Source organism: Halomonas sp. Mc5H-6 (assembly GCF_024124705.1).
GTDB lineage: Bacteria > Pseudomonadota > Gammaproteobacteria > Pseudomonadales > Halomonadaceae > Vreelandella > Vreelandella subterranea.
Genome location: NZ_JAMXSI010000014.1, coordinates 67,204 through 88,659, shown reverse-complemented (window position 1 = coordinate 88,659; position 21,456 = coordinate 67,204). Strand labels below are relative to the sequence as shown.

At 55.1% G+C, this 21,456-nt stretch carries 25 protein-coding genes and 1 rRNA gene; 12 read left to right on the top strand and 14 right to left on the bottom strand.

Annotation, left to right across the window (positions count from 1 at the left end; translation table 11 throughout):
* A 5S ribosomal RNA gene (gene rrf / locus NH395_RS16235) occupies window positions 1-101 on the top strand; the annotation flags it as partial.
* Between the two features lie 183 nt (window positions 102-284).
* Here rrf and NH395_RS16230 read toward each other — a convergent pair.
* From NH395_RS16230 to flgA, 4 genes are all read right to left on the bottom strand, one after another.
* The gene (locus tag NH395_RS16230) at window positions 285-1,025 is read right to left on the bottom strand and encodes an SDR family NAD(P)-dependent oxidoreductase (RefSeq protein ID WP_253026327.1); all 741 of its coding nucleotides are present in this window, start codon (window positions 1,023-1,025) and stop codon (window positions 285-287) included.
* Between the two features lie 91 nt (window positions 1,026-1,116).
* The gene (locus tag NH395_RS16225; protein ID WP_253026325.1) at window positions 1,117-1,566 is read right to left on the bottom strand and encodes a flagellar protein FlgN; all 450 of its coding nucleotides are present in this window, start codon (window positions 1,564-1,566) and stop codon (window positions 1,117-1,119) included.
* Between the two features lie 3 nt (window positions 1,567-1,569).
* Window positions 1,570-1,845 carry a flagellar biosynthesis anti-sigma factor FlgM gene (gene flgM, locus NH395_RS16220; RefSeq protein WP_066318846.1) on the bottom strand — a complete coding sequence of 92 codons (276 nt, stop codon included), beginning with the start codon at window positions 1,843-1,845 and terminating at the stop codon, window positions 1,570-1,572.
* An 87-nt stretch (window positions 1,846-1,932) separates the two neighbouring features.
* Window positions 1,933-2,676: a flagellar basal body P-ring formation chaperone FlgA gene (flgA, locus tag NH395_RS16215; RefSeq protein WP_253026323.1), complete on the bottom strand. Its 744-nt coding sequence runs from the start codon at window positions 2,674-2,676 to the stop codon at window positions 1,933-1,935.
* A 184-nt stretch (window positions 2,677-2,860) separates the two neighbouring features.
* On the opposite strand from flgA, the gene flgB reads away from it, so the two are divergent.
* The 11 genes from flgB (at window position 2,861) to flgL (ending at window position 13,563) form a co-directional block, all read left to right on the top strand.
* A complete protein-coding gene (flgB, locus tag NH395_RS16210) occupies window positions 2,861-3,295 on the top strand; it encodes a flagellar basal body rod protein FlgB (RefSeq protein WP_253026321.1) in 435 nt (144 codons plus the stop codon).
* A gap of 28 nt (window positions 3,296-3,323) precedes the next feature.
* Window positions 3,324-3,734, top strand: coding sequence for a flagellar basal body rod protein FlgC (flgC, locus tag NH395_RS16205; protein ID WP_066318863.1), 411 nt, complete (start codon window positions 3,324-3,326; stop codon window positions 3,732-3,734).
* A 3-nt stretch (window positions 3,735-3,737) separates the two neighbouring features.
* Window positions 3,738-4,427, top strand: coding sequence for a flagellar hook assembly protein FlgD (locus NH395_RS16200; RefSeq protein ID WP_253026319.1), 690 nt, complete (start codon window positions 3,738-3,740; stop codon window positions 4,425-4,427).
* Between the two features lie 36 nt (window positions 4,428-4,463).
* A complete protein-coding gene (gene flgE, locus NH395_RS16195; RefSeq protein ID WP_253026317.1) occupies window positions 4,464-5,756 on the top strand; it encodes a flagellar hook protein FlgE in 1,293 nt (430 codons plus the stop codon).
* Window positions 5,757-5,784: 28 nt separating this feature from the next.
* On the top strand, window positions 5,785-6,543 hold the full coding sequence (locus tag NH395_RS16190) for a flagellar basal body rod protein FlgF (RefSeq protein ID WP_253026315.1): 759 nt from the start codon (window positions 5,785-5,787) through the stop codon (window positions 6,541-6,543).
* Window positions 6,544-6,573: 30 nt separating this feature from the next.
* A complete protein-coding gene (gene flgG, locus NH395_RS16185) occupies window positions 6,574-7,356 on the top strand; it encodes a flagellar basal-body rod protein FlgG (RefSeq protein WP_253026313.1) in 783 nt (260 codons plus the stop codon).
* A 24-nt stretch (window positions 7,357-7,380) separates the two neighbouring features.
* Entirely contained in the window at window positions 7,381-8,070 is a 690-nt protein-coding gene (locus NH395_RS16180) for a flagellar basal body L-ring protein FlgH (protein ID WP_253026311.1), read from the top strand.
* 26 nt (window positions 8,071-8,096) lie between these two features.
* Window positions 8,097-9,242: a flagellar basal body P-ring protein FlgI gene (locus tag NH395_RS16175; protein WP_290443869.1), complete on the top strand. Its 1,146-nt coding sequence runs from the start codon at window positions 8,097-8,099 to the stop codon at window positions 9,240-9,242.
* Entirely contained in the window at window positions 9,242-10,273 is a 1,032-nt protein-coding gene (gene flgJ / locus NH395_RS16170; RefSeq protein ID WP_253026309.1) for a flagellar assembly peptidoglycan hydrolase FlgJ, read from the top strand. The genes NH395_RS16175 and flgJ overlap by 1 nt, the downstream gene beginning before the upstream one ends.
* A gap of 63 nt (window positions 10,274-10,336) precedes the next feature.
* Entirely contained in the window at window positions 10,337-12,286 is a 1,950-nt protein-coding gene (gene flgK / locus NH395_RS16165; RefSeq protein WP_253026307.1) for a flagellar hook-associated protein FlgK, read from the top strand.
* Window positions 12,287-12,303: 17 nt separating this feature from the next.
* Entirely contained in the window at window positions 12,304-13,563 is a 1,260-nt protein-coding gene (gene flgL / locus NH395_RS16160; protein ID WP_253026305.1) for a flagellar hook-associated protein FlgL, read from the top strand.
* 96 nt (window positions 13,564-13,659) lie between these two features.
* Here the strand turns inward: flgL and fliR are convergent, their stop codons facing one another.
* The 10 genes from fliR to fliI all read right to left on the bottom strand — a co-directional run bounded on the left by fliR (window position 13,660) and on the right by fliI (window position 21,453).
* On the bottom strand, window positions 13,660-14,451 hold the full coding sequence (gene fliR / locus NH395_RS16155) for a flagellar biosynthetic protein FliR (protein ID WP_253026303.1): 792 nt from the start codon (window positions 14,449-14,451) through the stop codon (window positions 13,660-13,662).
* A gap of 4 nt (window positions 14,452-14,455) precedes the next feature.
* A complete protein-coding gene (gene fliQ, locus NH395_RS16150) occupies window positions 14,456-14,725 on the bottom strand; it encodes a flagellar biosynthesis protein FliQ (RefSeq protein ID WP_066318890.1) in 270 nt (89 codons plus the stop codon).
* A 25-nt stretch (window positions 14,726-14,750) separates the two neighbouring features.
* Window positions 14,751-15,530: a flagellar type III secretion system pore protein FliP gene (gene fliP / locus NH395_RS16145; RefSeq protein ID WP_085917546.1), complete on the bottom strand. Its 780-nt coding sequence runs from the start codon at window positions 15,528-15,530 to the stop codon at window positions 14,751-14,753.
* Window positions 15,527-15,904, bottom strand: a complete 378-nt coding sequence (gene fliO / locus NH395_RS16140) for a flagellar biosynthetic protein FliO (RefSeq protein WP_325073203.1) — start codon at window positions 15,902-15,904, stop codon at window positions 15,527-15,529. The genes fliP and fliO overlap by 4 nt, the downstream gene beginning before the upstream one ends.
* A 71-nt stretch (window positions 15,905-15,975) precedes the next feature.
* Window positions 15,976-16,515 (bottom strand): flagellar motor switch protein FliN, encoded by a 540-nt coding sequence (gene fliN, locus NH395_RS16135; RefSeq protein ID WP_253026299.1) that lies wholly within the window; start codon window positions 16,513-16,515, stop codon window positions 15,976-15,978.
* Window positions 16,512-17,567: a flagellar motor switch protein FliM gene (fliM, locus tag NH395_RS16130; RefSeq protein ID WP_085917549.1), complete on the bottom strand. Its 1,056-nt coding sequence runs from the start codon at window positions 17,565-17,567 to the stop codon at window positions 16,512-16,514. The genes fliN and fliM overlap by 4 nt, the downstream gene beginning before the upstream one ends.
* Before the next feature lie 21 nt (window positions 17,568-17,588).
* Window positions 17,589-18,065, bottom strand: a complete 477-nt coding sequence (gene fliL, locus NH395_RS16125; RefSeq protein ID WP_085917550.1) for a flagellar basal body-associated protein FliL — start codon at window positions 18,063-18,065, stop codon at window positions 17,589-17,591.
* A 166-nt stretch (window positions 18,066-18,231) separates the two neighbouring features.
* Window positions 18,232-19,599, bottom strand: coding sequence for a flagellar hook-length control protein FliK (locus tag NH395_RS16120; RefSeq protein WP_253026297.1), 1,368 nt, complete (start codon window positions 19,597-19,599; stop codon window positions 18,232-18,234).
* Window positions 19,600-19,618: 19 nt separating this feature from the next.
* A complete protein-coding gene (gene fliJ / locus NH395_RS16115; RefSeq protein ID WP_199284409.1) occupies window positions 19,619-20,071 on the bottom strand; it encodes a flagellar export protein FliJ in 453 nt (150 codons plus the stop codon).
* Window positions 20,068-21,453, bottom strand: a complete 1,386-nt coding sequence (fliI, locus tag NH395_RS16110) for a flagellar protein export ATPase FliI (protein WP_199284410.1) — start codon at window positions 21,451-21,453, stop codon at window positions 20,068-20,070. The genes fliJ and fliI overlap by 4 nt, the downstream gene beginning before the upstream one ends.
* Window positions 21,454-21,456: the final 3 nt, after the last annotated feature.

Here is a 21,456-nt window from a genome sequence, read left to right as displayed (position 1 = left end):
AAGCGTGAACCACCTGATCCCTTGCCGAACTCAGCAGTGAAACCGCTTCGCGCCGATGGTAGTGTGGGGTCTCCCCATGCGAGAGTAGGTCATCGTCAGGCACCTATACCGCAGAAAACCCAGCCAATCGGCTGGGTTTTTTGTTTTAGGGGTCTCCCCATGGAGAGTAGCGGAGAGCCGCCCTCCGGAGCGCCGGCCGGGACATCGTTAGGCACCTATACCGCAGAAACCCCCGAGCACATCGTGCTCGGGGGTTTTTGTTTGTGTGACAGAAAAACAAACAATCACCATTCAATAGGTTCGCCTGCCCAGTCCCAGAAGCTGCCGGTGTCCTCAGGTGTGCGCTTGGCCATCACGCTGATCAATTGCTCGGCAACAAAGGTGGGGTGAAATAACTTATCGGAAGGAACGCGCGCTTGAAAGGGCTCGGATAGCGTTGTGTCGGTTGTGCCAGGGTGCAGGCACAATACGATAGACTGCTTGTTGAGCCGCGAAAGCTCGATAGCCGCTGTCTTCATCAGCATATTGTGAGCCGCTTTACTGGCTCGATAGCTATACCAGCCTCCGTAGCCGTTATCGCCAATGGATCCCACGCGAGCCGAAAGGCTGGCAATGATCGTTGGGTGCTTACCCTGCAAACATGGTTTTAGTGACGAAAGCAAAAGCGCGGGTGTCACCGCGTTAATATGCATGACCTGGGCAATGGAGGTCTCATTGAGCTGCTCGAGCCGTTTTTCAGGCTGGATACCACTTGCCTGGTCATGAAGTATCCCCACCGCATTAAAAAGAAGGTGTATAGGGCGACCATCCAGGTGCTTTGATAAGACTTCACGCCCAGATGATGTCGAGACATCGGCAACCACGGATTCCACGCCAGGGTGTTTTACAGGAAAAGGCGCACGACTAACTGCTATGAGATTGCCTATCTGGCTATTGCCTAGCAAGGTGTTGACGATGGCGTTGCCGATACCGCCGTTGGCACCGATAACGACAGCAGTAAACTTTTCGGGTAGGAAGGGAAGCATGAAGCTACTCCATAAGGGAACGTAATGTTACTTATTGAAGTATCTTGCAGAAGGCTTGTCTAGTTTTTGTGGTGTTTGATAAAAGGATTGTTCAAGCAGAAGCATTAATGCGGCCCGGTTGGGCTGAATTACGGCCATCCGGATTGTAAAGGGTCTTCTCAGCAATCTGTCGAATATAATCGAGCATCTTTTGATTGTGCTGCATGCGTAGAGAAAGCATTTCGCCTGTTAATGCGTTCATGCGAGCGGCACGTTCGCTTTTTTCGAGCAAGCGGCTCCATGTGTCAGTGCAGCCAGCATCGCTCGCGGCAGCCTTGGCACCTTGCGCACCACTCTCGTACCCTAGGCGCTTTTGCACGCTACGCCGAAGGGTTTCAATGCGCTCAAGCTCAGTCAGCAATTGCTGCTTCTGATGGGCAACGTCAGCCAGTGCATCGCCGTCGATGTCCCCCCGAGTTAGCAGCGTCTGCTCGTTGCCCAGCAGCGAGATCAACGCATCAATGCGTTGTTGCTGATCAGTCAACAAGCTGGCTAGGCTCATAAATTACTCCTGGGATTCTCGAAGATTGGCAATCAAACCATCAGCAATACGATCAGCTCGGATTTCCAGGCGGCCATCACGAATAGCATCACGAATCTCTTCAACCTTTGCGCTGTCGATGTCATGCGTTTCATCGGCGCTCATCGTGCTGATGTGTGTTGAGCCCTTGGCTTCAGCACCTGACGTGGTAGATGCTGAATTTGCCGCCTTCTGGGTTTCATCACGCTGCTGGGCATGATTGGAGCGAAGTGGCGGATTATTGACGTTATCAATTTTCACGTTGTGTGCCTCATCGTCAACGTTTAGAGCGCGATGCGCGGATTACGTGAACTATCGGCGGTGCTGGGTGAAACTTTAGCCATTTAATTAAAAATCGACCATCAGCGTTCCGCGTTCTACTACGCGGGCAGACATCACTTCGCGAGAACCAAAGCGCACCCTGACTTCTTCGCCCATAGCGCCATTGTTGAGAGCCTCCCCTTCGCGGGATACGCGAAAGGAATCTCCTTCAGCTATGACCTTAACCCGCTGGCCTCGTTCAACGAGAAGAGGCGCCTGAATGAAATGCGATTGAATCGTCATCCCGCTAGCGATGGGCTGGCGGGCGACGTTACCCACGATGTCATCAGCTTGAGTGATGGCTCGTGAGGATAAGTCGCTTAAATTGCCGGTTTTTTCGCCCAGCATGTCAGGTGTGATTTGACGGCCGCGTTCAATGTCGACAGCGGCCACCATGTAACTGCCAATGACGTCGACTTCTGCCTGCAGATAGCGAACTTGCTGGCTATCGGTGCCGCAGCGAACGCCTACTGAAACCCGCCCGAGTGGGGTTTCGTTCTGGTTGGTCAAGAACGGGTCGGGGTTAGTGCAAACGGAAAGATGGGGTGAAGGAGGCCGCAGATTAATAACCACTTCATCACCCAGCGCCTGTGTTTCTTGGTAGAGAAACTGATGCACGCTTTGCATGAGTTCGTCATGCTTGGTGTCTGATGCATTTGCTAAAGGCAGGACAGCCAATGCCGCCAGACTGACCATAAGCAGGCGATATGTCCAACGCAGCAGAGGGATTGATACAGAGCCAAGCACGGAACTAAGCGACGATTGACGCATGGGGGAGGGTGCTCAATGAAAGAGGCGGATATAAATCATCCATGATTCTAACGAAAAAGCCTGATGATTATCACGAGAAATGCTGGGTGAAACGAAGGTTGTTCCATGCTTTAGGCTGACAGGCGTCGGCGTATTCTCCATCATCAACAAATCCTATTTTGCCTCTCAGTAAGCGAGGATTGGCATGATCGATCAATTAGAAGCTTCTTTGAATTACCATCAGCAGGCGCTGGGGCTGCGTCAAGCGCGGCATGAAGTGCTTGCGGCTAATATTGCCAATGCCGATACCCCGAATTACAAAGCCAGGGATATCGACTTTGCTAGTGAATTGAAAAAAGCCGTTGACGGCGGTCAGCGTGCACAGGGTAGCGATGGCGGGGGGCTGGCATTGTCGCGGACCTCGGACCGCCATCTGGCTGGCGAGGGGCCTGCCCGGGCTGTCGGCAACAATGCGGAACTGCTTTACCGCATCCCCAGCCAGCCCAGCCTGGATGGCAATACCGTCGAAATGGACCGTGAGCGTTCGCAGTTCGCAGATAACGCGGTTCGCTATCAAGCGGGGCTCACAATAATGAATAGTCGGATTCAAGGGCTAAAAACGGCCATGCAGCCAGAATAAGCTGGTCCGAACCGGTTAGGAGGTAGTTATGTCAATGTTTTCTGCGTTTGATATCGCAGGTTCCGCCATGAGTGCTCAGTCGCAGCGTATGAATGTGACCGCCAGCAACATGGCCAATGCCGATAGCGTGGCAGGCCCTGACGGTGAAACGTATCGGGCCAAGCAGGTCATGTTCGAGTCTCAAGCCAATAACTCACGCTATGGCGTGGGGGGCGTACGTGTCACCGAGGTCGTGGAGGATGATTCGCCTCTAAGGCTTGAGTACATGCCCAATCATCCAGCTGCAGACGAAGACGGCTACGTCGCCAAGCCCAACGTTGAACCGGTTCATGAAATGGTCAACATGATTTCAGCCTCACGCTCTTATCAAGCCAACGTCGAGGTCTTTAACACCAGTAAACAGATGATGATGCAAACACTCTCGCTGGGTGAAGGTTAAACCATGAATATCGACACAAGTGTACTGACTAGCGTCAACGGCGGCGGATCGAATGGGCTTCCGGCTCGTCAGTCGGAAGAGCTGCGTGAAAGTTTCATGACCCTGCTGATTACCCAGCTGGAAAATCAAGACCCGCTCAACCCCATGGAAAACTCGGAGATGACGTCTCAACTGGCCCAGATCAATACGGTCAGTGGCATCGAGGAGTTGAACGACACACTCAGTGGCATCACCAAGCAGATGGACGCCTCACAGATGCTGCAAGCTTCCGGCTTGATCGGCAATGCCGTGCTGGTGCCGGGTAATCAGGTAAAGGTCAACATTGACGAAGACGGTAACAGCTATGCTACCCCGTTTGGCATCGAGCTGGATAAACCAGCGGATAACGTCGAGATTACCGTGACCAGTAAAGCGGGCGAAGTCGTTTATACCAACAACATCGAGGGCGTTGGTGCGGGCGTCGAATCGTTCAGTTGGGGTGGCTTGAATAATGACGGAGCGGCTGTTGCTGAAGGGTCGTACAACGTCAGCTTTAAAGCGACCAATGCCGAAGGTGAAGCAATTGAATCCAAGGCGCTTAATTATGCCCAGGTGCAGGGTGTGACGCCTGCCGGGTCGGGTGAGGAAGTTCGCCTTGACCTCGGTGCCATCTACGGCCAAGTAACACTTGATCAAGTCAAACAAATTCTCTGAACCATTACTTATTGATCGATTTAGCAGGGGACTACCATGAGTTTTTCACAAGCGTTAAGTGGCCTGAATGCCCAGCAAGAAAAGTTGGGGGCCGTGGGTAACAATATCGCCAACTCGCAGACAGTCGGCTTCAAGAGCTCGAATGTACAGTTCGCCGATGTTTACGCTGAGTCACGCATTGGCCTGGGTACGCGAACTTCTTCTGTTCTGCAGAATTTCAACCAGGGCAATATCGAGTCATCGGGCCGTAATATGGACCTGGCGATTGCTGGGGAAGGCTTCTTCCGCTTTCAGCAACCCAACGGCGAAATTGGCTACTCGCGCAACGGCCAGCTGACCATGACAGCCAACGGTGATCTGGTGAACGCTCAGGGCGCACAGATCATGGGGTATCCCGCTGACGCGCAGGGCAATATCCAGGGCGGCGGCGATGTTGAAGCCCTGAGCGTCGATGCAGGCGACTTGGCGGCGAGTGCTACTCAGAACCTCGACGTATCGCTCAACCTGGATGCTGAAGAGGAAGTGTTAGCTGCCGTACCCTCGGCCCAAGAGGTCGCCAATGGCCTGGATTCAAGTCAGTATTCGTATTCGACCAACGGCACAATTTACGACTCTCAGGGTAATGCGCGAAATTTGACCATGTACTTCAGCAAGACGGCGGCTAATGAATGGCGTGTAGATGCCCGGATGTCCGGCGGCCCTGAAGGTGCACCGAATTACGGTTTTACTGACATCGCTAATGGGTCAAATTTTGGTTTCACGACGGATGGCCGTCTCAATAATAACTTTAATGAATTCGAGATTGATCTAGATGCTCCAGACGAAATCACTGATGCAGATGGCAATGCTTTAGGTGCAGGTGCCAGCGAATTCAACGATACGCTGACCAGTCAGCAGATCGAGATTGATTTCGCCAATACCACCCAGTTTGCCAATAGCTCTACCGTCAATGACTTGTCTCAAGACGGCTACACTTCGGGTTCTCTGGTGGGTGTAACCATCGAAGACGACGGGTCAATCATGCGCAACTATTCCAACGAGGAATCGCGTGCGGCGGGCCAGGTTGCCCTGGTGAGCTTCCGTAATCCTGAAGGTTTGAGCCCCAATGGCGACAACCTGTGGACTGCAACAGCCTCTTCCGGTCAGGAGCTGGTTGGTGCCCCAGGTACCGGCCAGCGCGGTCTGATCGAGCCGGGCGCGGTTGAAACCTCCAATGTGGATATGGCCGCCGAACTGGTCGACATGATCGTTGCTCAGCGCGCCTACCAGGCCAACTCTCAGACCATCAGTACCCAGGATGAGTTGCTGCAGACCATCATCAACCTGTAACGGCTGACGGAATTAAGGGAGCAAGGTCGTGGATAGAATGCTGTATACCGCCATGAGCGGCGCCAAGCACACGATGGACCAGCAGTCGGTGGTGAGTAACAATTTGGCAAACGTTGCCACATCGGGTTTCCGCGCCCAACTGCAGGCAGCACGCTCGGTGCCTGTGGAAGGTGACGCCTTGCTGCCTACACGTACGTCTGCCGTGACCACCACACCAGGTACCGACTATTCTCAGGGACCGATAGAGCGGACCGGCCGCATGCTTGATGTCGCCATGCAGGATGATGCCTGGATGGCAGTTCAAGATGGCGACGGCGTTGAAACCTATACGCGGCGTGGCGACCTTCAGGTCGACAGCGACGGTATATTGATGAGCGTCGGCCGCCCGGTGGTAGGCGATGGAGGCCCTATCGCGCTACCTCAAGGGGCGCAAATATCCATTGGTGCTGACGGTACCATCAGTGCGATCCCTCAGGGCGAGGGCCCTGAAGCCTTGGTGAATGTCGGCCGAATCAAGCTGGTGACGCCACAAGAGGGCGAACTCACACGTGGTGAAGACGGACTCTTCCGCGCTCCCCCGAATGAAGAAGGCGAGCCTGGGGCGCTAGCGGCCGATGAAGACGCGACGCTGGTCAGTGGCGCGCTCGAAGGCAGTAATGTCAGCGCGGTTGACGCCATGGTGACCATGATTGATGCGGCGCGCCGCTACGATATGCAAATGAAAATGCTGAGCTCGGCGGACGAAAACGCCCAGCGAGCCAACAGCATGTTATCGATTCAGGGCTGATAAACCCTTGTCAGCCAAGAGGGTATTTTTATGATTTCGTCTTTGTGGACGGCCAAAACTGGTTTGGAATCCCAGCAAACCAAGCTGGATGTGATTTCCAATAACCTAGCCAACGTCAGCACTAATGGCTTCAAGCGCTCACGCCCGGTATTTGAAGATCTTCTATACCAAAACATGCGTCAGCCCGGGGCACAGAATAATGTGCAGGATCGCCTGCCCTCCGGCATGCAGGTGGGTACCGGTGTGCGTGCGGTTGCCACAGAGCGCTTGCACACTCAGGGCGGCCTGGAACAAACCGAAAACTCCCGCGATCTAGCCATTAACGGACAAGGCTTCTTCCAGGTGCTGCTGCCCGATGGCAATACGGCCTATACCCGCGATGGCAGTTTTCAGCTCAATGAAAATGGCCAGATGGTCACCGCCAATGGTTACCCCATTGAGCCGGCGATTTTCATTCCGGAAAACGCGCTCTCGGTCAGCGTGGGTGAAGACGGTACGGTCAGCGTACGCCAGCCCGGTGACAACCAGGCAAATGAGATCGGCCAGATTAACGTTGCCACCTTTGTTAACCCGGCTGGTCTGCAAAGTATGGGCGGCAACCTCTATCAGGAAACGGGGTCTTCCGGTGTCCCTAATCAGAATATGCCGGGCATGAACGGCGCGGGGCGCCTGTTTCAAGGTTACGTAGAGACGTCGAACGTCAATGTGGTCGAAGAAATGGTCAACATGATCCAGACCCAGCGCGCTTACGAAATCAATAGCCAGGCCGTTTCGACCAGCGATGAAATGTTGGCGCGTTTGGGTCAGCTGTAACGACGTTTACTGACAGGTTGGGTCATGCTGGAACGACATTGTAGTTTGCGAAGCATTGCGCTGGCAGGGCTGGCGTTCTTTCTGCTGGTGGTCGCTGGCTGTGCCCAAATACCCAGGGCGTCGGTGGTGGGCGAACAGGAACAGATCAATATTGTGGATCGCCCCCCGCCGGTTCCCAATGGCTCTATCTACCAGGCGCGCCGGGGGTACCAGCCGTTATTTGAAGACCGCCGCCCAAGGTCCGTTGGCGACATTCTGACAATTATTCTGGATGAAGAGGTCAGTGCCAGCAAAAACTCGGCTTCCAATGCTGACCGGAATGGTAGTGCTGGCCTGGAGTTTGGTGCACTGCCCGATGCGCTTGAAACACTGGCGGAGTATGGCTTTGAAGTGGATGGTCAAAGCGACTTTTCTGGAAGCGGTGGTTCTCAGGCTAACAATTCCTTTACCGGTACCATTACCGTCTCGGTACTGGAGGTCATGAATAACGGCAACCTTCGCGTACGTGGTGAGAAACAGATTGCCATCAACCAGGGGACTGAGTTTATTCGCTTCTCGGGCGTCGTAAATCCTCGCACCGTCAGTGGGCAAAATACCGTACCTTCTACGCAGGTCGCCGACGCGCGGATTGAGTATGTGGGGGATGGCTACATTAACGAAGCGCAGCACATGGGCTGGCTGCAGCGCTTCTTCCTCAACGTTTCGCCTTTCTAATCGCGCCTGACACGATGATCGACAACATGCGGATCAATAACATGCAACGTATAACGCCCCACACACTGGGAAAGCGGGTCTGGCAGCTTGGTATCATGGGTCTGATTTGTCTTTTGGCCATGCCTGTTCAAGCGGAACGTATCCGCGAGCTCGCGAATTTCTCCGGTGTGCGGGACAACCAGTTGGTAGGCTATGGGCTGGTGGTCGGATTGGATAATACCGGCGACCAGACGACCCAGGCTCCCTTTACCAGCCAGAGTTTGACCAACATGCTGTCGCAATTGGGCGTGACGGTTCCCTCTGGCACCAATTTGCAGCTGCGAAACGTTGCAGCAGTGATGGTGACGGCCGACCTGCCGCCATTTTCCCGCCCGGGTCAGCGGCTCGATGTCGTGGTTTCATCCATTGCCAATGCACGGAGCCTGCGCGGCGGTACCCTTTTGATGACGCCAATGAAAGGCGCCGATGGCGATACCTATGCCATTGCCCAGGGCAACATGCTGGTTGGCGGTGCGGGGGCACAAGCCGGGGGAAGTAGCGTTCAGATCAACCAGCAGGCAACGGGCAGAATTCCCAACGGCGGTCTGGTTGAGAAGGAAGTGCCTCTTAACCTGGGAAGTAATGGCGGCACGCTGGAGCTTCAGCTGGATGACGCTGATTTTGGCACTGTCCAGCGCATGGTGACCGCTATCAATAACGAATTTGGTCGATCGGTTGCTTATGGCCGCAATGGTCGGGTGATCGCCCTTGACGGTCCAGTCGACGATAATGAGCGGGTTAACTTTATGGCCCGGGTTGAGAACGTTAACGTTACCCCGATGGAGGCGCCAGCGCGTGTCGTCCTCAATGCGCGTACTGGCTCAGTTGTGATGAACAGCGCCGTGACGCTGCGCGAGGCGGCGGTCGCCCACGGCAATCTGTCCATTATGATCGATACCCAGTTCGGGGTCAGCCAGCCCAATCCCTTCGGTGAAGGGGAAACAGCAGTAGTGCCCGACACCGACATCGATATCGAGCAGCAGGAAGCCTATCTGCAGGTAGTGGAAGGTGCCGACTTGAACGAAGTTGTCAATGCGCTCAATGCCCTTGGCGCTACCCCCCAGGACTTGATGTCGATTCTTGAAGCGTTAAGGGCCTCGGGCTCGCTACGTGCAGAGTTGGAGATCATCTGATGAATGCCACTGATATGAGCAGTCAATTTGCGCTTGATGTACAGGGCTTTCAGCGGATGCAGCACACGGCCAAGGTCGATCCGGAAGCCGGTGTGCAGTCAGCGGCTCAACAGTTCGAAGCACTATTTGTGCAGATGATGATGAAAAGCATGCGCGATGCGATTCCATCATCTGGCCTGATGGACAGTAGCGCGACCGATAGTTACCAAAAGATGCTGGACCAACAATGGTCACAGGTGATTGCCTCACGAGGTGTTGGCCTTGCGGATGCACTTGTTCAGCAATTAGAACGGGAAGGCTTGGTAGCGAAAGGGGAAGGAGCGTCTTCCTCCGGTGACCAACAAATGCAGGAATTGATCGCGGGTATTCCAAGAGGTACGCCACGGGTTTTGGATAGCCCGCTTAACCCTGGTGACGAGCGCGTTCCAGAGGCGAATTCGGAAAGCAACTTCTTGGCCGAGTTGGATGCTGTGCGTCAGGGCCAGTTAGGGGAAGTAGCCCCTGCGCAGCCTGACAACCAGCGTCAAGCGACAGGACAATTGCCCCACGTTGATCAGTTTATGAACACATTGGCACCTTCGGCTCAGGCCGCTAGCCGTACCACTGGCGTTCCCGCTGAATTGATCCTGGCCCAAGCTGCGCTGGAAACAGGCTGGGGACAACATGAAATTGCGACTCAGACTGGCAGGAATAGTCATAACGTATTTGGCATCAAGGCCGGCGGGCATTGGGATGGTGAAACAACAGAGGTCGTGACGCACGAATACATAGACGGCCGTCGTCAGAAAATCGTTGATACCTTCCGTGTCTATGATTCTTATGAACATGCGTTTACCGACTATGCCAACCTGATCGGTAACAACCCTCGCTACGCGGGCGTGACACAGGCCCCGTCAGCCGAACAAGCAGCGCGCGAGCTGCAACGTGGCGGTTATGCCACTGACCCACGCTATGCTGAAAAGCTGGTGAGCGTTATGGACACCCTGGGTCCGATGCCGGATGCCGGTGACTTCCTGGCGGATTCACGTTAGATCATCATTCAAGTTTTGTACCGCGCTGCCGATTATAGAAATATCGGCTAAAGGAATCGAACCATGAGCATGTTTTCTGTTGGGCTAAGCGGCTTGAACGCGGCGCAAAATGCGCTGAACACGACCAGCAACAATATCAGTAACGTGTACACACCGGGCTATAATCGTGAAATCACCAAGCTGGGTGAGGGTAGCGCGGGGACCGGCGGTGTTCAGGTCAATGATATTGAGCGCCAATTCAATCAATACGTGGCGGAACAGCTCAACAGTGCCAAAACCCAGTCGAGTGCGTTGGAGACCTATTACAATCAGGTCAGCCAAATCGATAACCTGCTGGCCGACCGCGAGGCGGGTCTATCCCCGTTGATGCAGAACTTCTTCTCGTCGATGGAAGATCTGGCCAGCGCGCCGTCTGATCCGGCGGCGCGCCAAGGGGTGCTGGGTAACGCGGAAACGTTAAGCGCCCAGTTCCGCTCGTTCGATAGCTATTTGCAAGACATGCAAACCAATATCAACAGTCAACTGAAAGACGAAGTTACCCAGATCAATAACACCGCCGAGCAAGTGGCAGGCCTCAATAAAGAGATTGCGCTTGCCCGTGCCCGTACTGGCGAAGCCCCCAACAGCCTTCTCAACCAGCGCGATAAACTCGTCTCCGACCTGAATGAGCGAATGGACCTGCGCCTGAATATTCAGGATGGTAAAACCTACAATGTCAGCTTACCCAATGGTCAGCCATTGGTTACCGGTACCAATTCGTTTCAACTGGAGACCATGGAAGCTGACTACGATCCCCAGCGGATCGTCATTGGCTACCGTGATGGTGGCGGTAATCTTTCACAGTTGGATGAGGACGTGGTGACAGGAGGTTCTCTTGGCGGGTTAATGAACTTCCGCCAGGAAACCCTGGACAAGACGCAGAACCAGATCGGGCAGTTGGCTGTGTCGCTTTCTTCCGCAATAAATGAGCAACACAAGCAAGGCGTCGATCTTAACGGCGACCAAGGCGGGGATTTATTCAACGTTCGTTCGCCTCAGGGCTACGGGTACGAAAGCAACAGCGCCCCTGACCTGTTATCGTCGGCAGATTTTGATCCGCAGACGGTCGACAGGCTGCGTGCCACGGACTATACCGTCTCGTTTGACGGCAACCTTGAGCCTGTCGTGACGCGAAACGACAACGGCCAAGTGCTGGATAGCGCTGACCCTGATAATGCCGCCTATGTGGATCAATCCAATTGGGATGCTACCACCGGCTCGGGTGAAATTACCTTTGGCGGCGTGACGCTTTCGTTTAACAGCGGAACCTCTGTCGCCGAAGGCGACCAGTTCGAAATTCAACCGGTGCGTCGTGCCGGGGCGGGAATGGAGTCAAATATCACCGACCTCGACAAGATTGCCGCTGGCAGCTTCGCCGAGTTTGAAGGCGACCTGGATATTGGCGACGTCAGCATGGCCGACGGTGCTTTATCGGTTGAAGATGACTATGCCTTTGACGTTGACGATACAGGTACCGTCAGTGGTATTGCGCCAGCGACAGCGACGCTGACGGTTAATGGCGAGGCTTTCAATCCAGGGACTGACACCTTGGCTGAAGGCGACCGCATCGAGATTGACGGGGTTGCGTTCACGCTTAACCAACTGCCCGAGGCAGGCGAAACCGCAACATTCGCGATTAGCCTAAGCGACGCCAATACCGGCGACAACCGCAATGCCCTGGCCATGCAGGACCTGCAAAGTCAGGAAGTTGTCGGCGGCAGCGCCACGGTGAGTGGTGCCTATGGGGCGATGGTCAGCGATGTAGGTAATCGCACCAATATTACTGAGGTGAACCTGGACGCACGGCAAGGGCTGACCGACCAGTTAACCGCAGTGCAGCAGTCCGAGTCCGGGGTCAACCTGGATGAGGAAGCCGCCAACCTGATTCGCTATCAGCAGTTCTATCAGGCCAACGCCCGTGTTATTGACACGGCCGGCACGCTGATGGACACCATTTTGAATTTGCGCGGTTAATTCGAGGATAAACAGCCATGCGTATTAGCAGCGTTACCATGTTTGACCAAAGCACGGCGTCAATGAATCGCCAGCAAAGCGATTTTTTGAAAGTCAGCCAGCAAATTGCCAGTGGCCGTCGTGTTGTGAACCCCTCGGACGACCCTCAGGCCGCCTCCCGCGCCGTCGGTGTTGACCAGGCCAAGGCGGTCACAGAGCAGTACGCTGATGCCCGCACCTCGGCGCGTAACTCGCTTGCCCAGACGGAAAGCATCCTCAATAGCGTCAGCGATGCTGTTACCAGCGCCAAGACACTGCTGATCCAGGCGTCCAGCGATACGCTCAGCAATGTCGATCGTGATTCGATTGCCAGTGAACTGAAAGGCGTCTACGAAACCATGCTGGGCCAGGCCAATGCCACCGACGGTAACGGGCGCTATTTGTTTGGCGGCTATAATGATAGCAACCCGCCATTTGTCAAAAATGCCGATGGTAATGTGGGGTATAAAGGTGACAGCAATACGCGTGAACAGCGCGTCGATGCATCACGCCTGATGCCGGTCACTGAAAATGGCGAATCAATTTTCAAAAGCGTACCCAGCAGTGCAGGCTACGTGGCTGAAGCGGATAGCGATAACACTGGCAGTGTGACGTTTGGCGGTCCACAGGTCAGCGATGTCAATGACGAAGGCTATGGCGATAGCTACCGCATTCAGTTTGATGAGGATGCTGGCAATAACCCTACCTACAGCATCGAGACCTATGATGAGGGCACCGAAACCTGGGTTGCATACGATCCAGATAATAATGGTGATTTCACCGATCAAGCGTACATCCCAGGTATGAATGTTTCTTTCGGCGGGGTTAATGTTGACCTGAAAGGCGAGCCGGAGGTGGGTGATGAAATCCTGGTCGCTCAAGCAGGTAGCGACCAACGCGAGCCGAACCTGTTCCGCACCATGGAAGAAGCTATCCGCGTATTGGAAAACCCCGTTGAGACCGACGCCGATAAAGCTGATTTGCGCAACACGCTCAATACCTCGATGCGTGACCTGGACAATGCACTGGATAACGTTCTCACGGTGCGTGCATCAGCCGGTGCACGCCTCAATGAACTCGATGTAATTGACGCGGTGGGCAGTAACCGTAGCCTCAACTACGAACAGACACTGTCGGATCTGGTCGACCTCGATTATAACGAGGCCATTTCCGAATATAGTTTGCGCCAGGTAGGCCTGCAGGCTTCTCAAAAAGCCTTTGTTGATGTGAAGGGTATGTCGCTGTTTGATTATCTGTAAGCCCTGCTAATTAAGCGGCATTGTTCCGATACGTTAAAAGCCCTTTGCTAATAGCAAAGGGCTTTTAACATGGTGCCAACCCTTTTCGCAGAAAGCTCAAGATAACGGCGCCAGGGTATCGATCAATCCCTGCATGAAGTCTATCCCCTGGCTGAACAGGCGTTGTAAAAAGCGCTCAAGATCTGTCATCAGCACCATCATCAGCAGAAGGCCTACCGTTAATGACGTCGGGAAACCGATATTGAATACCGTTAGTTGTGGAGCAGAACGGTTCAGAATCCCCAGCGCCAGATTAATGACCAGCAGCGAGCCGACCAGTGGCAAGGCTAGCAGCATCCCCGAGGCAAATATGGTGCCCGCATAGCGGGCCATTAGCTCGAAGGCGTTGGGGTTAAGCGTGCCGATGCCAATGGGCAGACTCTGAAAGCTCATCACCAGCGTTTCCAGTACCATCAGATGGCCATTAAGAGCGAGAAACATCAACAGCGTGACCATATATAGAATCCGCGATAACACCATGATGTTGGTACCACTGGCCGCATCAAAAAAGCTAGCGAATGCCAACCCCATCTGCAGGCCAATAAATTCCCCGGCAGCTTGAACCACGGCGAATACAATGTGCATGACCAAGCCGATGGCGATGCCAATCAGAACCTGCTCAACCATGATACCTGCGCCTGCCCAGGACATCAGGGGCACGTCGGGCATGGGAGGCAGAACCGGAGCGATCACCACCGCGACAACCGCGGCGAGGCCCACCTTGGCCTGGTTGGGTACACTGGAATGTCCCCACAGAGGCGACGCCGCCATGAAGGCGGTAATGCGGGCAAACGGCCAGATAAACGCCACCAGCCATGCCTGTAGCTGGGCAAAGGTGACCTCAACCATTGGCTTACATCACCATGCTGGGAATATTGGTGAATAAGCGATGGGTAAAATCGGTGATCAGCCCAAGAAGCCATGGGCCCGCCAGCACCAGGACGGCAAAAACCGCCAGAATTTTGGGGATGAACGTCAGCGTCATCTCATTGATTTGCGTCGCGGCTTGAAAAAGGCTGATGATCAAGCCGGTAAATAGGGCAGCAAGCAACATGGGGCCTGCGAGAAACAGCGTTACTCGCATGCCTTGATACGCAATCGTCATGACCATTTCAGGGGTCATTCGGCCTCCATCGTCGTAATGACGGCTATATCATGTAGAAGCTTTCAGCCAACGATCCGACAATCAGCTGCCAGCCATCGACCAGAACAAATAGCATCAGCTTGAATGGCAACGAAATGGTGATCGGCGGAACCATCATCATGCCCAGTGCCATCAACGTACTCGCCACGACCAGATCGATAATCAAGAAAGGAATAAAAATCGTAAAGCCGATTTGAAAAGCGGTTTTAAGCTCGCTGGTAACAAATGCCGGCAGTAAAACGCGCATTGGCAAATCGTCAGGTCCCTGCATAGGGCCGACGTCCGCCAGGCGAACGAAGAGGGCCAAGTCGGGCTCGCGGGTCTGGGCCAGCATGAACTCACGAAACGGCACCTGCGCAAGGCGCAAAAACTCTTCAAAGTTGATGGTTTCTTCGCTTAACGGCACCCAGGCAGTGTCATAGACCTGGGCCAACACCGGCGACATGATGAAAAACGTCAAGAACAGCGCGATGCCCAGTAGTACTTGGTTGGGTGGTGTCGCCTGGGTGCCCATGGCCGTGCGCAGCAAGCTCAGCACAATGATGATGCGCGTAAAGCTGGTCATCATGAGCAGCATGGAGGGCAGAAACGCCAGCGAACTTAGAAATAACAGCGTTTGTAGAGAAACCGACCACTGCTGGCCGCCATCTTCAAGCGGCTGGGTCGTGATACCGGGCAGCTCTTGCGCATAACCGATGACCGGCAAGAGGCACAGCAGTAAGCCAATAACAATGAGCCACCGCCACCGCTGATAATGCGGCTGACGCAAGGTTTCAATCCTCATGGGGTTCGGTCTGTATCAGAGGTCGGTGAGGGCGTTTGGCCGCGGCGCTTTTGGGTCACATTGTGTGCAAGTGCCTGGGCAAATCGCTTGGCAAAGCTAGATGGTGCCTGAGGTGTCTCAGCTGGCGGTGTGGCTGGTGCCGGTCGCTCGTGTAGTTTGTTAATTCGCCCACTACCGACGCCTAACACCAACCACGTATCCTCAACCTGCACGATGACCACGCGTTCACGATTACCTACAGCAATACTGCTAATCAGCTGAAGCTGTCCGCCAGCGCGTTTGGCATTGCCGAGGCGCTTGAGCAATGCAGTGCACAGCAAAATGATCGCAATGACCAGCGCCAGCGCCGCGGCTGTCTTGCCCAGCATGGCCATGCCAATCAAGGAATCTCCACCGCTACTTAGTGCGTCGAGCGACCCATTTTGTATTGAAGCGGCTTCACTGCTCATCGGTTCAGTTTGTGAATGCGCTCAGACGGCGTAATGATTTCGGTGATACGGATGCCATACTTGTCTTCGATAACAACGACTTCCCCTTGAGCCACCAGATAGCCGTTAATCAGGATATCCATGGGCTCACCGGCGAGCCCGTCGAGTTCGATCACCGACCCTTGCGCCAGTTCAAGCAGCTGTTTGATGGTCAGCTTCGTACGCCCCAGCTCAACGGTCAGCTTGACTGGAATATCCATGATCATTTCGAGATCGCGCGAAGGCGTGGCGCCACCTTCCTGGGTCAGCGGACGAAAAACATCGTCGCTGGCCGCCTTGGCTTCGCTTGCGGGCACTTCATCGGCTGCGCTTTCTTCTTCTGCTGAGGCTTCTTCTTCGACGGCTTGCTGTTCTGCCATCGCCGCTGCCCAGGGATCTTCATCCTCCCCGTCAGCGGCCTCGGATGAGGCAGCGGTTTCTTCCTGCTCCTGTTCCGACATGGCAGATGCCCAGTCGTCGTCAGAGATGTTCTGATCGGGTTTCTTAGGATCCGTCATGCTTTAGATTCCTTGGCTTTCTGTCGCGTCGACCCTTTGGCAAAGTCGTTGGACGGTACATTGTTCATGGCGGCGTGATCAATCAAGCGCTTGACACGCAAGGCACGCTGCTGACGCTGGCTACCGTACTCGCACTCCATCACGGGTACGCCATCAACGTTGGCGGTAACCGTAGAGGGAATTTCCAACGGCAGTACGTCGCCTTTCTTGAGTCCCATGACATGGGAAATACGGCTGGGTATTTGTGCAAACTCAGCCACTAACTCGATTTCCGACTCGCGTAACTCACTTGCCATCCGGCGCGACCAGGTGCCGTCCTGATCGTGGTTACTATCGTTGATCGGGTTCGCCAGAAGATCGCGTAGCGGTTCGATCATGGCGTAAGGCATGCAGACCTGAAAATTGCTCGACAGGTTGCCCACCTCGATATTGAATTTCGTGTTCACCACGATTTCATTGGGTGAGTTGGTAATGTTGGCAAATTTTGACTGTACTTCCGAGCGCAAGAAACTGATGTCCAGCGGATAAACGACTTTCCAGGCTTCTTGATAGGCATCAATGGCCAAGCCTAGCAGTCGGTGGATGATACGCTGCTCGGTATTGGTAAACTCGCGCCCGTCCGATTTTGTGACAAAGCGTCCGTCGCCGCCAAACAGGTTATCGACCACCATGAAAACCAAATTAGGCGGAAATACGATCAGGCCAGAGCCACGTAGCGGGCGCATCGAGACGATGTTCAGGTTGGTTGGCACGGGCACATTGCGCGAAAAATCGCTAAAGCTCTGGTAACGAACCGATTCAACCGTTATGTCAGCGCTGCGCCGGAGCAAGTTGAATAAGCCGGTACGGAAGTAACGTGCAAAGCGCTCATTAATGAAGTCCAGAGCATGCAGTCGCTCGCGAATAACGCGATGCTGCGTGGATGGATCGTAAGGCCGTATCCTTGATTCATCCTGCGACTGGGCCGAGGAAGCTGATGACTCGTCATCACCACTGACCCCTTTCAGCAGGGCGTCAATTTCTTCCTGGGACAGTAGATCGTCCTGCGACATGAACGGCTCCAGTTCCCGAAATTATTGCACAATGAATTCAGTAAACAGCACTTCACGCAGCTCAGGCGGTGGCTGGTTCTCGTCGAAAGGCTCGCTCAGCCTTTCATTGATGGCGGCGGCTAGTTGCTGCTTGCCTTCTGAGGATGTCAACTGGCCGGCCTCCTGACCCGATAATACCGTCAGTAACCGACTGCGTACCTGTGGCATATGGGTTTCCAGTAACTCCCGGGTAGCTTCATCTTCCACGCGAAGCGTAATGCCCGCATATAACAAGCGTGTACCATGACGATCATCAGCCAGATTAACGGTGAAGGGCTCGATGGTCAGAAATACCGGTGGCTTTGACTCTACAACCTCCTCGGAGGGGGCTTCCGGATTATCATCATCACGCTCATCCAGCACCATATAAATGGCGGCTGCTGCACCGGCAGAGGAGAGCAGTACTAAAATGATCATGACCCAAAGTAGTTTTTTTGGTCCGCCGCTTGATTCAGCCATTGGTCGTTCCCGTAATCTCCATGCGTGGCGTTAACGTGGCATTATGCCTAAAGCGCATGCTAGTGATGAAATGAACAGGCTCGCTTGGCAAGCCTATCTTTTGGCTTAGCTTCCAAGTGCCATTTGAGTGGTCACGGAAGACGTGTTGTCCTGGCGAATTATCCGGTTAAGCGTACAGATCAACCCTGCCATCCATTGTGATGGGCGCATTAAGGGTAGTTGGTGCCAAGCCGCTACCTTCCTCGCCCCCTTCAGTGCCAGGTTGACCACCCGGGCTAGCCTGCTGCTGTGCAAAACCCTGCTCGCTTGATTCGCGCTGCTCGCCAACCGAGGTTTCGCCAAGCGAAATACCCTGCTCGGCCAGCGCCTCACGCAACTGGGGGATGGCCTGCTCGATGACCTGGCGAACCTGAGCGTGGCTGGATAAAAAGTGTGCCTGGGCGCCTTGTTCGCCAAACTTCAAGGAGATGGAGAGGGCGCCCAACTCGGCGGGATGTAGTTGCATTTGCACAAGCTGGTCTCCCCCTCGCTGGGCGAACTGGACGAGCTGCTGACCTAGTTGCTGCGGCCAGGCGGGGCTGGTCACCGGGGTGTTGACCGCGGCAGGTGCCGGGTTGGCAGCGCTACCCAGGCTGTTCGTCGGTGTTGGCTGAACGCTAGTCGCTTGTGCGGACGCCTGTCCGCTGGATTGCGCGGCGTTATTCGACGACAGGGTGTTGAGCAGTGTTTCCGAGGACGTTGTGGGCAGAACCAGATTGGCTTTGACAGCTCCGTCAGCCGCGCGTCCTGAGGTGTCGAGCGCATTCACCCAGGTTTCCGGACCTTGACGAGAGGCTGACCGTGCGTCGACCTGGCTTAATAGGCTCTCCGCTCGCGAGCCCTTGCTCGCGTCAGCCGTTTGAGGCGAAGTACCTAGTGACTGTGCGATATCGCTCAGTCCTCGCGATGCACCGGATGGCCGGGTATTGGCTGTCTGGCCCTGAGAAGCAGAAAAGGCGCTGAGCAGGCTCACCAATTGCTCTGCTTCACCTTCCTCAATGCCTAGCTGTTCGGCAAGCTCAGTGGCGGTGGGTGCCGCTCCATTGTTGCCCGGGAGCTGTTGGGACTCGCTGGCGGTATTACTGAAGTTTGCCATTAGCGCGAGGCGCTGGGCAATTTCATCAAGTGTGGCGTTATCCAGGCTCTCGGAAGCATCAAGGCGGGTCATTTCCTCAGGCATTGACTCGCCACCGTCCGAGGCAAAGCGTGCCACCAGTGCCTCCAGGGCCTCAGGGCTAATATCTAAACCAAGTGATTCCAGCCAGGCCGACAGCGATGTTGCCTCTGTAGGCTGACCATTATCCATCGGGCTATTGCCTGCCTGGTTTAAGGGGGAGGTAACCTGTGCACTGGCAAGGCGTTGATGAGGCGAAGCAGACGCCTGGGAAAGCGCTTGCTGAAAAAATCCACGCGCACTGTCAGCTGTTGTCGCGTTGCCTTGCTGGCTGCTGGTCGCTTGACCTTGCGTCGTTGATAGCAACTGGTGAATATTCATGCTCAGTTCCCCGGCACCGCTACTGCGGCGTCTCATTACGTTGGCGAGCCAAACGGCTAGTCACCAAATCGTCATTGGTTTTCTGTTCATAACGCTCAAGGCGTCGGTGTTCTTCCACTAGCCGTCGTGAGGTCAGTGTATCGTAGGAAGACAGCTTACGCTGCTCTTGTTGCCAATGTTGTTGACGTTTTTCCACGCGTTTTTGCTGTGCCGCCAGCGTATGGCGAGCGCGATCCAATGCAGCATCCAGCGAGCCAAGAAATTGCTGGTAGTTGTACATCGTGGCCGGATCAATTCCTTCGCGCATCGCCTGCTGCAAACGCTCGGCGTACTCTGCGCGATAGCGCTTTAGCGAATTCAATTGAGCGGTTGTCTGTTGTTCCCCCTGTCGCTCCTGGGCGAGGGCAATACCCGCCTGGTCGCGGGCTTCACGGGCTAAATCGGCAAGCATCTCCAGCTGCGTTCGGCTCATGCGGACTCTCCAACCAGGGCATTCAGGGCTTGTCGGGAAGCGTCGATGGTGGCGCTTTCGTTAATATTCTGCTGTAGAAAGTGCTCAAGTTCTGGAAAACGCTTCACCGCCTCATCAAGCTGCGGGTCGTGACCGGGCGAGTAGGCGCCCACGCTAATCAGGTCGCGATTACGCTGATAACGCGAGAAGTACTGCTTGAAAACACGTGACTGACGTTGTTGAGCTTCGTCGGTGATCGCGGTCATGGCGCGGCTGATGGAGGCTTCAATATCGATAGCCGGGTAGTGGCCTGCTTCGGCTAACGTACGCGAAAGGACAATATGACCATCGAGGATCGCCCGAGCGGAATCCGCGATCGGATCCTGTTGATCATCACCCTCGGTCAAGACAGTGTAAAACGCGGTAATCGAGCCGCCGCCCCGTTCCGCATTACCTGCGCGCTCGACCAGGCTAGGCAGCTTGGCAAAGACCGACGGCGGATATCCCTTGGTGGCCGGAGGTTCGCCAATGGCAAGGGCGATCTCGCGCTGGGCCATGGCAAAGCGCGTCAAGGAATCCATGATCAGTAGAACGTCGCGGCCTTCATCGCGAAACCCTTCGGCCAGCCGCGTGGCGTAGGCGGCCCCCTGGAGGCGCTGCAGGGGCGACGTATCAGCCGGTGCGGCAACGACCACGGCGCGGCGACGGCCTTCGGGGCCGAGAATATTGTCGATGAAATCCTGCACCTCTCGGCCACGCTCGCCGATAAGGCCTACGACAATGACATCCGCCTTGGTATAGCGTGCCATCATGCCCAAAAGCACCGATTTGCCGACCCCTGACCCGGCGAAAAGCCCCATGCGCTGACCCCGGCCGACGCTCAGCAGTGCGTTTATCGAGCGAATGCCGACATCGATCTGAGACTCGATGGGCGCCCGGGATAGAGGGTTCAGCGGTGGCGTATCGAGGGTGGCGCGGGCAGTGTCGTCCAGATGCTCACGGTCATCAAGCGGATTGCCATTGCCGTCAAGTACGCGACCCAGCAGCTCCTCGCCGATGGGAAAGCGCCTTGCACTGTGGCCGCTTCCGTCGCTCAGCGGTGATACGCGGGCGCCGGGCATCAGGCCTGAGATTTGCTCAAGAGGCATCAGGTAGAGCTTATCCCCGGCGAACCCGACAACCTCCGCTTCGGCATAAGGTTGGTCAAGATGCGCATCACTTTTCGGTAGTTCGATTTTGCAGGCGCTGCCGACCGCAACGCGAAGCCCGACCACTTCGACGACCATGCCGGTTGCCCGTATGACGCGACCACTGGTGCCCACACGCGGTAAAGAACCAACCCGCTGCGTGGTGCGGCGGATGGCTTTTTGCCAGCGGAATTGGTGAGGACAAGCAGTGGTCATGGC